Genomic DNA, 13,647 nt, shown 5'->3' on the forward strand with positions numbered 1-13,647 from the left:
TTCAATTAATGAAAAAATACTTTTTTACGATTGCACTTGTACTGCTGGTTTTTAATATTCCTGTGGTGCGAGTGCTTTCGGTTTCTAATCGTAAGAACCTTTCAGAAAGAATTTATTCCAGGGCTGCATTTACAAACGGTTTTGCAATCAGTTACACACATTCAGTGAACAAAGGGCGGGTGCATGATTTTTATCGTGTTATGCCGGATGGAAAGCTTGAATTGTATGCTACGGAATTTGTTTCGTATGGAGCTGGAATTCCCGAGGCCTATGAAACGGAAGGCGCAAAATTCCGTTCGACAGAAAGCGGCTATATAATAGAAGATTTGCATAGAGTTTTACCGGATTTCCTTATGGCGGTCGGTGTGATTGCCCAACATTCGCTGGTGGTCACTGATTCAGAGGAGCCTTTCAAAACTGATTTCAGCCGGGAATTTTTTCTGAAGGATTTTTTCAAGCCGCAGACAAGTCTCTTGTTTGAGGTGAAGAGAGTTTCGATTTTAACTTATTTTTTGAAGCGAGGAAAACTATGAGTGATGAAAATGAAGATGCTTCCGTAAATCCGCTTGTTGAAAAACTTCTGCCTACTACAAATGAAGATGAGATGAAGAATCTCATGAAGGATTTGGACAGAGAACAGGCATATCGTGAGCACAAATGCTGGCGTCAATCGATTACCGTAATTGTTTCGATTGCATTCTGTATTTTCCAGCTTTATGCGACTTTGAGCGGCCGAATTCCTGCCCAGCTGGTGCGTGCTTCTCATCTTGCTTTCGTTCAGTTTCTTGCTTTCCTGCTTTTCCCGGCAACTAAAAAACTGCCTAGAAATACCCTGCCGCTTTATGATGTAGTCCTTGCATTCATCGGTTCGGGCTGCTGGATTTATTATATCGTCAATTTCCGCCAGATTGTTCTTCGGGCCGGTGCGTATACTGCTCTTGATATTGTAATCGGTGTCATCGGAATCATCATTCTCTTTGAAAGTTGCCGCCGAATCGTTGGTCTTCCGATTATGATTATTGCGGGCTGTTTCATTATTTACGCTTTTATCGGTAAATATCTGCCGGGATTCTTGAATCACCGTGGTTACAGACTTAACCGTGTCGTAAGCCACTTGTACTACACAACCGAAGGAATTATGGGTACGCCGATTGGTGCATGTTCTACATTCATCTTCCTCTTCATTCTTTTCGGTGCATGTCTTGAAAAAACAGGAATTGGGCAGTTCTTTATTGATACATGTAATGCGATTGCTGGTGGTGCGAGCGGCGGACCTGCAAAAGTTGCGGTTCTTTCTTCAGCTTTGCTCGGAACTGTTTCTGGCAGCTCTGTTTCAAACACTGTCGGTTCAGGTTCATTTACTATCCCGATGATGAAAAAGCTCGGATATCGCGGTGAATTTGCCGGTGCCGTTGAGGCGGCTGCTTCTACTGGTGGTCAGCTCATGCCTCCGATTATGGGTGCCGCAGCGTTCCTTATGGCTGAAAGTGTAGGCGTGCCTTATCTGACTGTCGTAAAGGCTGCAATCATTCCGGCTATTCTTTACTTTTCAGGAATTTTCATCACTGTTCATCTTGAAGCACACAAGCTCGGTTTGAAAGGCTTGCCAAAAGAAGAAATCCCGCGTTTCTTGCCGCTTTTCCTTTCACGCGGATACATGATTTTGCCGCTTGTCGTTATCATCTACTTCCTTTGTTCTGGCAAAACGGCAACTTACTCTGCTCTTATGGGAATTGTTTCAATCATCTTGATTGCGATTGCTGTTTCGTTCATTGATATTGCGAAAGGTAAAAAACCGCGCTTCGATTATTCTGATTTGGTCGATGTTCTTTGTGCGGCTGCCCGTGGTGTCATCAGTGTGGCGATTGCTTGTGGCATGGCAGGAATCATTATTGGTGTAGTAACGCTCACAGGTCTTGGCCTTAAACTTGGTGCAGGTCTCGTTGCCCTTGCTCACGGAAAGCTTTTTGTTACACTCATCCTCACTATGATTTCTTCTATTATATTGGGAATGGGCGCTCCGACTACGGCAAATTATCTTATTACATCAACAATCACTGCAACGGCAATTGTCCGCTGTGTTTACGGGGCTGGAACTCCTACACCTGAACAGCTTTTGCCGGCTCACATGTTTGCCTTCTATTTCGGAATCATCGCTGATGTTACACCGCCTGTTGCTCTTGCCGCAATCGCTGGTGCAGCAATCGCAAAGGCCCGTCCGATGCGCACTGCCGTGAATGCTACAAAACTTGCAATCGGTGCCTTTATCGTTCCGTACATGTTTATCTACAATCCGGCAATGCTCATGATTGGTGCGGGCACTTTTTCAATTCTTGGAATCACGGTCACGGCTTTGCTCGGCATGTTCGCGATTTCAGTTGGTCTTGAAGGCTACGCATTTGCGCACACTGGATTCTTGAACGGTTTTGCTGTTCCGCACAAAGTTAAGCGGGCAATGTCTGCTGTTGAGCGACTTACCTTTGTTGCCGCTGGTTTATGCTGTATTGATCCTCGCCCTGCGACAGATATTTTTGGCATTGCCTTAATCATTGTGATGATTTTTGCACAGATTTTGCGAAGAAGAAAGGAAACTGCAACCCCGGTCAGCTGTTAATCAGCAATTCCCTAGCTTTTTCGTAAACTTTGCATTATATTTATTGTATGAACAATGAATTCATTTCACGCCTTCAAAAAATTGAGGGCGTTTTAAATACTTTCCTTCCAGCTCAGGCAAATCCAGAATGGCAGTCGCTTTCTTTTGGAAAACTTGATTCCTGCGTTTCTTCTTCCCATCTGTCAAATCTTATTACTCCGTGTAAAACTTTGATTGATTTGGGAGGGAAGCGCTGGCGGCCGCTTTTGCTTGTTCTGTGTGCAGAACTTGCCGCCGATTCCAAAAAATCCTTTGCTTTAAATGACAATTTTGAGTCTTCTTCTATCGAAAAGGCTTATAATCTCACACCGCTTGTCGAATTTGCTCACAATGCCAGCCTTATTCATGATGACATTGAAGATTGTGCCGATACGCGCCGTGGCAAACCTGCTGCCCATATCACTTACGGCCTAGATGTTGCATTGAATGCCGGTTCATGGCTTTATTTTGAGGCTGCTACCTGTATCAAAAATCTTCAAATTTCTGACTTTGATAAAGTCCGGCTGTATGAGCTTTTTCTGCTTGAACTGCGCCGTCTGCATCTTGGTCAGGCAATGGACATCCTCTGGCACCGAAATCCACAGATGATTCCGTCTGTTGAAGAGTACACTGCCATGGTTCGCAATAAGACTGGCACTCTCGCACGCCTTGCCGTTAAGCTTGGCGTTTTTGCTGGTGGCGGAACTGACTCTGAAATCGAAAATGCGGGTGCCATTGCCCAGGACATCGGAACTGGCTTTCAGATTATTGATGATGTAATCAACTTAACGAGCGGCAATCCCGGTAAAAAGAGGGGAGATGACATCGTTGAAGGCAAAAAGAGTCTTCCTGTTTTGATTCATCTTGAAGAAAATTCTGGCGACAAAGAAAAACTCGCTGCTCTTTTTGAAAAAGCCCGTAACGAAGGCATTGATTCTCCTGCTGTCGAAGAGGCAATTTCACTTCTTACAGAAAGTGGGGCAGTCGCAAAAGCAAAAAAACGCGGTCTTGATATTATCTCTTCAAATTCTGCAAGCCTTTCATCACTTTTTGGAAACAATTCTTCAAAACCGGCCGGCCTCATCGCTGAGCTTTTTGAATTGCTTCAGGGGAATGTCAAATGATGGAAAATGTTGCAACTTTGAACACACAGGCAATTGAACTCGCATCAAACGGACAGTATCTTGAAGCAATTGCCTGTCTCAAGCGTGCAATCTCAATCGAAAAATACAATTATCTTCTCTGGTACAATCTCGGAATCACTTACCGCGATGCAGGTAATCTTCCGGCGGCAAAAGCGGCTCTTGTGAATGCTCACGAAATAAACGAAGAAGATGATGAAGTAATCGAAACTCTTGCGCTCGTGTGTTTTAATCAGGGATGCAACGAAGAGGCACTTGCCTACTGTCTTGAAGGGCTTTCCAAAAATCATCAGAACGCACATCTCTGGAACACGCTCGGTGTCATTTACTTCAACACCAATGATTTTCCGCTTGCATGTGAGGCCTTTGAGAACGCGGTTACGCTGAATTCTTACTATTACGATGCGCTTTTTAATCTCCGTGACACTTACGAAGAACTTGGAAATACCGCCGGTTATCAGATGTGCGTGGAGCAGATGAAGAATATTCAGCTTGGCGAAAATGATTTTGACGGGGAGGGCTGCGATGCGTGATTTTGCGATTGTAAAAAGCATTGACGGTCAGAAAATTGAAGTGGTTTCCCTCATTTCTGATGCCTGTGTCGCCTGTAACTCAAAGAATTGTGCCAAGCAGGGCAAAAGTTTTCATGTCCTGAACAAAAAGAATCTTCCTCTCGAAGAAGACTGCATAATCAGAATCGGGTTTCCCAGGGTGTTGAACGGCATTTTGGGTTTAATCTCGCTTGTTTTTCCGGTTTTCTCGGCTGCGGCGGGCTTTTTCCTTGCGCCGTTTTTGGCCAGCCGGTTTGGTTTTGAACTGAATCAGATGAATCTTGCTCTTGTAACGGCCTCTTTCTTCATTTTTGCGGCTTTTCTGGTCTTTGTGGTCAGCCGTACCGACCTTCATTTAAGCCACCCCGAAGTCATTCAGATTGTCTAAGGCAATCATCTTATTCATTAAAAGCAAATCCACACTTTTCTAGACTTTTCCCCATTTTTCTTTCGTGATTTTCCATATTCTTCCGTTTTCAAATTCTTCTGTTTCCATTTGCGCGATTTTGAAAGGCGAGAGTTTTTTTATCTTGGAAGCCATTTCCTGTGCCAAGTTTAGAAAGCGTTCTTTTTCTTTATCATCTGAATCGTTGAATCTTTTTACACCTTCTCCAAGCTCGATCCTTCCTTCACATTCTTTTCCGTTTACAGTCGTTTCGATTCTTAGAAAAATTCTGTTTTCTTCTATATAAATGCCTTTTACATCGGATTTTGAAATGTTGTCAGTTATGTCATGAAGTTCGCTGCATTTAAGGCAGAGCGGAAGCGCGGGCACGGAGCAGAGCTTTTTCTGCAATTCTCTGAGTAAAATCAACTGATTTGGATTAGGCAAAATGACTGTTTCGCTTTTCACTTTCAAGATTTCCGTTTTCAAATTTTTCTCATACATGATAGTTAATTTTTGATATTTGTGATAGATTTTATTCATGCAAAATATGAGTGTTTTCTGCCGTTTTCATAAAAAGATTCTTCTCTCTTTCTTTTTTCTTTCTTTGATTCCTGTTTTTTCGGCTTGTTCCCATAAATCTGATTTTCTTCTCGATGTGCCTGATTTTTCTTCAAGTGAGGTCATGGAGTCTTCTTCGGCCGGCACACGCTTCTTTTACTTTTCAGCTGACCAGAAGGGCGCGATTCAGAATTTCTTTGAAAAAAACGGCGATGCTTCCCTCATGATTTCGCTCACTCCGCTAAAAGTCCGTCTTTCTGATTCTGAAGGCGCGGATTCTCTTTCGTATGGTTTCTTTTATGATTCATCAAATAAACTCGCAGAAAGTCAGACTTTGCCTGTCGTAACGGATTATCTTCAAAAGTATCAGGGCGCGTCGTTTGCTCTTGCTTTCTGTCTTGGCAAAGAAAAGGGCGTTCCAGAAGGATTTTTCATCAAATCCGCTTCAAAAGTCAAGGTTAATTCTGCTCAGGTTCTTCGTGCTTTTGTGGGCCATGATTTTTCAGGTGAGCTTCCCGTTTTTGCCTTTGCTCCAAACGGCGGCACAAATAACGGAACCGATGATTTTCGTGGTGCTTCTCTCGCTTTCAATTCAATCAACTCACGCGAAGGGCTCATGCCGACTGTCACAATCAAATTCCGTGATTCGAGCGGAAGTCAGAAACTTGCTTTTGGCGGCGAAGTGCTTTATATCCGTAGGAACGAAAAGCCTGTTGAAATCCCGACTGCTGCCTTAAAATCGCCTTTTTCTCAGATTACATATCCTGATGAAGAAGAATATCCTGTTTCGGTTTTGCTTATGGCATCCAGCTCTGATTTGCTCACATTCGCGCCCGGCAAAAAGAATGTGCTTGTTCCAATCAAGGTCGATCCCGGTCTTATCATGAAGTGGTCGCGCAACAACTGGCGCGGAAACGATTATGAGCTTTTTGAATGGGACAGATTCCCCGGGGTGCTCTTTTTTGATATTTCGACTTATGCGGTTCAAGATGATTTTTTCAGACGGCTTGCATTTTTTGTTGAAAAGGCAGGATTCAGGGGCAGGTTGCTTTCTGATGCCGAGCTCAAAGGCAAACACGCTTACAATGCCCATGATTATAAGGCAGAAGATTTGGCAAGATTTTTTGAAAAAGCGCGTGCAGAAGATTTTCCTCTCAATGAAAAGGAGCTTCTTCTTAAAGAAATTCTTGCTTTCAATGGCGTGATTAAGATTGCGGCAAATGGTGAAGTAAGTGCGGGTCGCGGGGCAGCAATTTCAATTTCTCAGGAATCCCCGGTTTATCTGCGCACGACTTTCATTGCTCATGAAGGATGGCATGGAATTTTCTTTATCGATGAAGATTTCAGAAATGCAGTCGCTTCAATTTATTACACGATGGATCAGCAGACTCTTGCCTATTTGCGACGATATTTTCAGGTTACACCGAGCCTCAACTATGATGTTGATGACGACTATCTGATGAAGAATGAATTCATGGCTTATATGTTGCAGCAGCCTCTTTCTTCAACGGCCGTTTATTTCGTGAATATGGCAAAGCGCGAGCACTCTCAAGTAAAGGCCAAACGCGAAGCCGATTATATTATTGAAACGGGCGGAATTGGCTTTGAGAGTGCGGCAAGACTTCTGGACGAATATGTGAGCGACCGCTGGAATCTCGATGCAGGCCGTGTCTGGCTTATTACAAGATAAACCTGATTAAAAGCTAGACAATCGGGGATGCGTCAAGGTCAAGATTAAACTGTTTTTCTGCACCGACTGATGTGAGCGGTCCGTGCCCCGGCATGATTATTGTGTCATCGTTTAACGAAAGAATTTTTGATTTGATGCCGTTTGCAAGATATCGCTTGGTATAAGAGCAGGAACTTGAGCCAATCGTGCCCGCAAAAATTACATCGCCTGTAAAAAGCACATTTTCGATTTTGTAGACGATTGAATCTGCCGTGTGGCCTGGCAGTGAAAAATATTCGACATTCAAACCGCCGATGTTCTTGGTGCCTTCACCTTTGAGTACATTTTTATCAGTGGAAAGCTCGTTGTCCGCCGCATAAACCGAAAAATCATAAATCTTTTTGAGCGTTTCAAGCCCTCGGTAATGATTTTCGTGCTTGTGCGTTATGAGAACTGCCGACAAATCGTAATCACCTTCTTCAATCTGGTGAATGAGGATATTGGAGATTTTGCACGGATCGATTATGAGAGCTTTTCTTGTGAATTCATTTACGACAAGATAGCAGTTTGTGAGTTTTTTGAAATCGAGGTGAAGATAGATTTTCATAAGCCCGGTCCTTTCTGAACGCCTCTCGGAACATTTAGCTCTTCAAGACCTGTGAACAATGCACTTCCGCGTTTGTCGAAGATTGCGGCGTTTGTGTTTGACTGACGGAAAGAAACATTCTGCTGAGTGATTTCGTAGAAGACCGTTTCCTTGATGTTGCAGTTACGGAAAGAAGTGTCAATCAGTTTGGCATTGATGAAATATGAGCTGTAAAGGTCAGAATCATCGAAGGATGACTGGAATGATGAGATTCCGCAGAAATTATTCTGAACCATGTCGCTGCCGGTGAAGATTACATGACTGAATTTTGCGCCTGCGTATGAAGTAAAATGGGAATTGCTCTGAATGAAGTTGCAGTCACTGAAAGTAGAGAAAGCAAAAGTCGTCATTCGTGAGCGGATTCCTACGGAATTGAGGCCGGCGAAAAGACAGTGAGAGAAGTTGCATCCGTAGAATTTTTTGTTCGAAAGTTCGATATTTGTGAAAGTCAGGCCGCTTGCGTTCAGGCCGACGACTTTATCATGAGTCATGATGTAATTGTAAAATTTGTGCTGAATTTCTTCTTTGTTCTCGGTGTGGGCATAGCAGAATTCACCGCTTTCAATGAGATTGCCGTTCTGGTCGAAATCTGAGATTGCGAAATGCTTGCACTCCGGATTTCTGCACTTTGCATAAGAAAACATAATTTATTTTAACGAAAAAACGATTATCATTGCAAGATTCGGCATTAAATAATAGAATAATATTATTATGGCTTTGGATTTTGCTTTTCTTGACAGCGGTACCGGCGGAATTCCATACATGCTTTCTCTTCACGAAAAACTTCCTGATGCTTCCTGTGTTTATCTTGGTGATACAAAGCATTTTCCGTATGGCGAAAAGTCCGGCGAAGAAGTGACTGCATGTGCTTCGTCCGCAATTCAAAAAATTATCGATTTGTGGAATCCAAAGGCAATCGTGGTTGCGTGCAATACAATTTCGGTTACAGCCCTTGATTCCTTGCGCGGGAGATTTCAGAACATTCCGATTATAGGCACGGTTCCTGCCATAAAAGTTGCGGCTGAAATCACCAAAAATAAAAAGATTGGTCTTCTCGCCACAACGGCCACGGTAAATCATCCTTACTGCCAGAAATTGATTCAAAATTTTGCGAGCGATTGCAAAGTCAGCATGCGGGCTGATCCAAAACTCATTGATTTCGTTGAAAAAGAATACTTCAATGCCTCTGAAGAAGAAAGGCTAAAGGCTGTGAGTGAGGCCGCTGATTTTTTCAAAAAAGAAGGCTGTGACACGGTGATTTTAGGCTGCACTCATTTTACTCATATTGCTGATGAAATGCAGAAAGCCTGCGGTTCAGAAATCAAGGTCGTTGACAGCAGGGATGGCGTTGCAAATCAGGCAATCCGTAAAATCCATGAAGAAAGCGGAAGGTGCAAAGGCGACAAAGATTTATCTGTAGATAACCTGACTTTTTTCGTAACAAAAGCGAGCGAAAGTGAACTCGCTGAATATAAAACTCTTTGCGAGAATTTAAATATTCCTTTTGGAGGGGTAATTTTATGAAAACTTATGGTGTAATTATGGCAGGTGGCGGCGGAACCAGATTCTGGCCACTTTCACGACAGGCTACGCCAAAGCAGCTTCTCAATCTGAGCGGTAAAGATTTGATGGTTAACGAGGCAATTGACCGGCTTTCAAAAACTGCTGACAAACAAGACATTTTCATCGTTACGAATAAAACTCAAGTTGCAAAAATGCTTGAAGCTGTGAACGGTCGTGTTCAGAAAAATCATATTCTTTCAGAGCCTTCTGCACGCAATACAGCGGCTTGTGTCGGATATGCGGCAATGGAAATCGTCAGAAAGTACGGCGACGGAATCATGGTAATCACGCCGAGTGACGCTTACATCAAAAATGAAGCTGAATTTACCCGTGTTCTTGGAATTGCAGTAAAGGCTGCCGAAGAAAAGGATGCGCTTGTCACAGTTGGAATCACGCCGACTTTTGCAGCAACCGGCTATGGATACATCAAATTCCAGAAATCTGGCGAAGAAGCCCTTAAAGTCCTTGAATTTAAAGAAAAACCAGATGAAGCAACCGCAAAAAAATATGTTGAGAGCGGGGAATACGCATGGAACAGCGGAATGTTCATCTGGAAGGCAAGCACAATCCTCAAAAAGTTCGAAGCATATCTTCCCGACATTTACGCAGACCTTTGTAAAATCGGCGAGGCAATGAATACAAGCGAAGAAGCCAAAACAATCGAAGAAATCTACCCGAAGATTACAAGCATTTCTATTGACTACGGTATCATGGAAAAGGCCGATGATGTTTATGTCGTGCCCGGAGAATTCGGCTGGAACGATGTAGGCAGCTTTGACATGATGGGCGTTCTGCACGAAGCCGATTCAAACGGCAATATCTGCATTGGCGACAACATCTCTATCGATTCAAAAAACTGCATCACATATTCAAGCGGCCGCCTGGTTGCCACAATCGGTCTTGAAAACATTGTCGTTGTAGAAACAAAAGATGCCGTTCTGGTCTGCGACAAAAACAAAGTTCAGGATGTCAAAAAAGTCGTCGAACAGCTCAAAAGCACCGGTCGGAGCGAACTGCTGTAAGAGCACAGAGACGAGAAACGCAGCGGGCTTGTCCCGCTGTTTTTTTTTGGGGGGAGGGAGGGGGTTATTCTACGGGTAAATCTATTCCGAAATAAGGAGTTTCTTCATGAACTTCCAATATTTCCTGTAAAGGTTTATTGGAATATTTAATTATTTTTTTCCGATATTCTAATCGTGTTTTTATATCATCAATTTCTATTCTGCGATTTTTAGATATTTCCAAGAAAGTTTCTTCTCTGTCTAGCCCCAAAAATCTGCGGTTTAATAAACTTGCAGCAATTCCTGTTGTACTTGCTCCTGTAAAAGGATCTAGTATCCAGTCATTTTCTTTTGTACTTGCCAAAATAATTCTAGCAAGAAGAGGAAGCGGTTTCTGCGTTGGATGTTTACCACAAGACTTTTCCCATTTTGCAATTGCTGGCAAACTCCACAAGTCTCGCATTTGTTTTCCACCATTGATTTCTTTCATTAATTCGTAATTGTAATAATGAGTGATCTTTTTGTTTTTTCGTGCCCATAAGATAAACTCTGTAGAGTGTGTGAAAAACTTGCACGAAAGATTTGGTGGAGGATTCGTCTTTGCCCAAGTAATGCAATTTAAAATACGAAAATCCAATTCATTAAGCATTTGGGCAACAGAGAAAATATTGTGATATGTTCCACTAATCCAAATGGTACCGTTTTCTTTTAATTTTTCACGACAGAGTTTTAACCATTGATAATTAAACTCGTTGTCTTTTTCAAAGCCTTGTGATTTGTCCCAGTCGCCTTTGTTAACGCTGACTTGTTTTCCGCTCTGAACAGAAATCCCGCCATTTGAAAGAAAATAAGGTGGGTCTGCAAATATCATATCGAATTGAAAGTTGATATTCGGAAGTAATTCCAGACAATCGCCTTTTGCAAGAGTAAAATCTTTATTTTCTGAACGATAGTAAGCGGAAATAGAAATGGTTCGCTCCTTTACCTGTGAGTTGCAGTAGAAATGATTTTGTATAAATCTTTATGTGCTTTTAATTGTTCGAGCAAATTCTTGAACATATAGGCTTCATGATAGTTTGTCTTTTCTTGAATCATCAGTAATTTTGCAAGCAGAATCAAAAATTTGATACTATACTCACCGTATCCTGCCAAATCCTGATACAGAACAGCCTTATTATTAACTTCATCAAGTAATTTATTTGCTTCTAACAATTCAGAGCGTTCATTTTCTGATAACAAAGGAGTTACGGAATTCCAATAGTGTAGTAAGAAGTCTAGGAATCTATTAGTTGCCTCTGGATTTTCATGTTGCTTAATCAAAATATCAACTGCCCAATGTATATGTTTTGGAGTTCTTGCTCGTGTCCACTCACCATTTATCAACTGTTTGTAGCGAACAAGCATATCAAATTGTGATAAAGTGCCTTGGTAAATTCCAATTTGAAAATGGTCATTTACAGGAAATTGTGTAAGCAAAGAAAGAGCAACTCCATTCAAACTTATTGTTTTAGGCATTTCTCTTGTATTCAATTTTCTCTCCTATATAAAAACTTTTTCCATCACGCCATATTCCATATCTTGTATACAATAGATATGCTCCATAACATCAAAGGTTTCTTCCAGGTTGTGACGGGCACTTGTCCAGCCGTTGCCGTCTGTAAACCAAACAAAAGTAACTCCGTCAATTGTGGCGACCTCTTGAGCAAGTGTTTTATAACTGCGTGCTGTTTCATTCAGTTTTGAGCCGCCACTGCCATAGAAATTCGTTTCAATCACATATATTTGATTTTCTGTTTTTACGACATAATCAAAGCGTTTTTCCATTTTGCCTTGATTCGAAATTGCAGACAAATCAACTTTCCATTTTTCAGAGATTTCATGTATGTACATTTCTTTGAAGTAATTTTTATCTTTTACAAATCCTGCTTTTTGAATGTATGACTCGACCAAGTCTTCCATCAAGTGTCCGCCTCGATTTTTGCGACCGTTTGAATCTAAGCCAGTTTCAACACCTGTGACATAATCAAGCAGATTTCCGATAAGATGATTTTGAAGCAAATCGAAAAGTCCTGATTTTTCCATAAAAGTTGAATAGTCAGAAACTGTTTGTATTGATTTTGTAAACTCAAAAACTTTACTTCCGTTTTCATCCGAAACTGCGATTTCTGTATTGCGTACAGCAAGTAAAATCGGGATACATTTTACTGTTTCAGGGTACTTCTGAAGAATCTTTTCAAAATCGGCTTTTATGTTTTTTGAACCGATTAGAGAATTAAGAATGTTCAACTCAATTTTGATATTCTCAACATTGCCGTAGACTTTTTCAAAATCCACATAATATGAATAAGTTGCAATGCTGTCACGGAAGGTTGAAAGCCATTTTGTAAAATCGCGTTTCATTGAGTTTCTCCTAAAATATGCTCGCTATATTGCTGATTAAAAGTTCATTAATTACTCCGCGTTTTTTTGCATTTGAATTTATCATCCGTGAAGCAGATACTCGCTTAATTTTAAATTGTGAATATAAATCATCAAAGAAATTATCATTTTCGTTTGCGTTTTTAGGGTCAGAATTACTTGCAAGAACCATAGCACCTTTATTTGATATTTCTGTAATAAAGTTGCCTAGTTCAATCTGTTCTTTGTCTGAAAAACCTGTTTCTGAATAAGATGTGAAAGCTGCGGTTTGTGTTAATGGGCGATACGGTGGATCGATATATACGAATGTATCAGAATCTATAAAATCTTTACATCCTTTATAATCACCGACTTTCATTTCTACATTCTGCAATAAATTTGAGCAAGCTCTTAAATTATCTTCATCACATAAAAGCGGATTTTTTGCGTTATTAAAAGGAACATTAAAAAGACCTTTTGAATTTACACGGTATAAGCCATTAAAACATGTTTTATTAAGAAAAACAAATAAAACAGCTTTTTCAAGGTTTTCAGAGTCATTGCCATTTACTTTAAGTTCGTTGTATCGATTGCGTTTTTCATAGAAAAAATCTTTATTTTCTTCTACTGAATGATTTTTATAAATTGACTGAATTTCTGAAAGCTGAGAAATCAAAACTTCGCAATTATTCTTTATTTGGGAATATGTATTTATAAGTTCTTTATTTATGTCGTTGATTAAAATTTCTTCAGGCTGAAATGTATTAAGCACATCAAAAAGTACTGCACCGCCACCAACAAAAGGCTCGCAATACTTTTCAATTTTTGAAGGATATTTTTCGCGGATTTCATCAAGTAATTGGCTTTTCCCACCAACCCATTTAATAAACGGCTTTGCCAACATAATCAATAGATTATACTCTGGTTTAACGAAAGTTTCTACTAATTCTTGGCAATAGTAGTAAAATCCTATTGCTACAATATCGTAAAAGCACAGCAATACTCGTGCGTAAGTACAGTAATGCTTATGTGTAAGCATTGCCGTACTCGTGCGAAAGTATTACTGTTCTTTTATGTAAGCATTGCTATGCTTCTGTAAA

At 41.0% G+C, this 13,647-nt stretch carries 15 protein-coding genes; 8 read left to right on the top strand and 7 right to left on the bottom strand.

The features are described from left to right. The first annotated feature begins 8 nt into the window (after window positions 1–8). Genes Q0Q74_RS05690 through Q0Q74_RS05710 form a run of 5 tightly spaced genes read left to right on the top strand, consistent with a single transcriptional unit; the run spans window position 9 to window position 4,713 of the window. Window positions 9–533 carry a DUF1850 domain-containing protein gene (locus Q0Q74_RS05690; RefSeq protein ID WP_294429296.1) on the top strand — a complete coding sequence of 175 codons (525 nt, stop codon included), beginning with the start codon at window positions 9–11 and terminating at the stop codon, window positions 531–533. Continuing rightward, window positions 530–2,614 carry a TRAP transporter permease gene (locus Q0Q74_RS05695; protein WP_294429297.1) on the top strand — a complete coding sequence of 695 codons (2,085 nt, stop codon included), beginning with the start codon at window positions 530–532 and terminating at the stop codon, window positions 2,612–2,614. The genes Q0Q74_RS05690 and Q0Q74_RS05695 overlap by 4 nt, the downstream gene beginning before the upstream one ends. A gap of 47 nt (window positions 2,615–2,661) precedes the next feature. Beyond that, window positions 2,662–3,756 carry a polyprenyl synthetase family protein gene (locus Q0Q74_RS05700; RefSeq protein WP_294429298.1) on the top strand — a complete coding sequence of 365 codons (1,095 nt, stop codon included), beginning with the start codon at window positions 2,662–2,664 and terminating at the stop codon, window positions 3,754–3,756. Next, window positions 3,753–4,307: a tetratricopeptide repeat protein gene (locus tag Q0Q74_RS05705; protein ID WP_294429299.1), complete on the top strand. Its 555-nt coding sequence runs from the start codon at window positions 3,753–3,755 to the stop codon at window positions 4,305–4,307. Before Q0Q74_RS05700 ends, Q0Q74_RS05705 begins: the two co-directional genes overlap by 4 nt. Next, window positions 4,300–4,713 (top strand): SoxR reducing system RseC family protein, encoded by a 414-nt coding sequence (locus Q0Q74_RS05710; RefSeq protein WP_294429300.1) that lies wholly within the window; start codon window positions 4,300–4,302, stop codon window positions 4,711–4,713. The genes Q0Q74_RS05705 and Q0Q74_RS05710 overlap by 8 nt, the downstream gene beginning before the upstream one ends. 39 nt (window positions 4,714–4,752) lie before the next feature. On the opposite strand, the gene Q0Q74_RS05715 is transcribed toward Q0Q74_RS05710, so the two are convergent. Further along, window positions 4,753–5,199, bottom strand: coding sequence for a hypothetical protein (locus tag Q0Q74_RS05715; protein ID WP_294429302.1), 447 nt, complete (start codon window positions 5,197–5,199; stop codon window positions 4,753–4,755). A gap of 52 nt (window positions 5,200–5,251) precedes the next feature. Between Q0Q74_RS05715 and Q0Q74_RS05720 the strand changes: the two genes are divergently transcribed. Beyond that, window positions 5,252–6,961, top strand: a complete 1,710-nt coding sequence (locus tag Q0Q74_RS05720; protein ID WP_294429303.1) for a hypothetical protein — start codon at window positions 5,252–5,254, stop codon at window positions 6,959–6,961. A 13-nt stretch (window positions 6,962–6,974) separates the two neighbouring features. Here the strand turns inward: Q0Q74_RS05720 and Q0Q74_RS05725 are convergent, their stop codons facing one another. Then, window positions 6,975–7,547, bottom strand: coding sequence for an MBL fold metallo-hydrolase (locus tag Q0Q74_RS05725; RefSeq protein WP_294429304.1), 573 nt, complete (start codon window positions 7,545–7,547; stop codon window positions 6,975–6,977). Next, a complete protein-coding gene (locus tag Q0Q74_RS05730) occupies window positions 7,544–8,230 on the bottom strand; it encodes a pentapeptide repeat-containing protein (RefSeq protein ID WP_294429305.1) in 687 nt (228 codons plus the stop codon). Before Q0Q74_RS05730 ends, Q0Q74_RS05725 begins: the two co-directional genes overlap by 4 nt. Before the next feature lie 67 nt (window positions 8,231–8,297). Between Q0Q74_RS05730 and murI the strand changes: the two genes are divergently transcribed. After that, window positions 8,298–9,110 carry a glutamate racemase gene (gene murI / locus Q0Q74_RS05735; protein ID WP_294429306.1) on the top strand — a complete coding sequence of 271 codons (813 nt, stop codon included), beginning with the start codon at window positions 8,298–8,300 and terminating at the stop codon, window positions 9,108–9,110. Continuing rightward, on the top strand, window positions 9,107–10,171 hold the full coding sequence (locus tag Q0Q74_RS05740; protein WP_294429307.1) for a mannose-1-phosphate guanylyltransferase: 1,065 nt from the start codon (window positions 9,107–9,109) through the stop codon (window positions 10,169–10,171). The genes murI and Q0Q74_RS05740 overlap by 4 nt, the downstream gene beginning before the upstream one ends. 64 nt (window positions 10,172–10,235) lie before the next feature. Here the strand turns inward: Q0Q74_RS05740 and Q0Q74_RS05745 are convergent, their stop codons facing one another. The 4 genes from Q0Q74_RS05745 to Q0Q74_RS05760 form a co-directional block, all read right to left on the bottom strand. Next, entirely contained in the window at window positions 10,236–11,021 is a 786-nt protein-coding gene (locus Q0Q74_RS05745) for a site-specific DNA-methyltransferase (RefSeq protein ID WP_294429308.1), read from the bottom strand. 110 nt (window positions 11,022–11,131) lie between these two features. Then, window positions 11,132–11,680 carry a hypothetical protein gene (locus Q0Q74_RS05750; protein WP_294429309.1) on the bottom strand — a complete coding sequence of 183 codons (549 nt, stop codon included), beginning with the start codon at window positions 11,678–11,680 and terminating at the stop codon, window positions 11,132–11,134. Between the two features lie 9 nt (window positions 11,681–11,689). Beyond that, complete coding sequence (locus Q0Q74_RS05755; RefSeq protein ID WP_294429310.1) at window positions 11,690–12,550, bottom strand: type II restriction endonuclease; 861 nt, start codon at window positions 12,548–12,550, stop codon at window positions 11,690–11,692. 10 nt (window positions 12,551–12,560) lie between these two features. Next, a complete protein-coding gene (locus tag Q0Q74_RS05760) occupies window positions 12,561–13,451 on the bottom strand; it encodes a DNA adenine methylase (RefSeq protein ID WP_294429311.1) in 891 nt (296 codons plus the stop codon). Window positions 13,452–13,647: the final 196 nt, after the last annotated feature.

This window comes from uncultured Treponema sp., from assembly GCF_946187725.1.
In the GTDB taxonomy this organism is placed as follows: domain Bacteria; phylum Spirochaetota; class Spirochaetia; order Treponematales; family Treponemataceae; genus Treponema_D.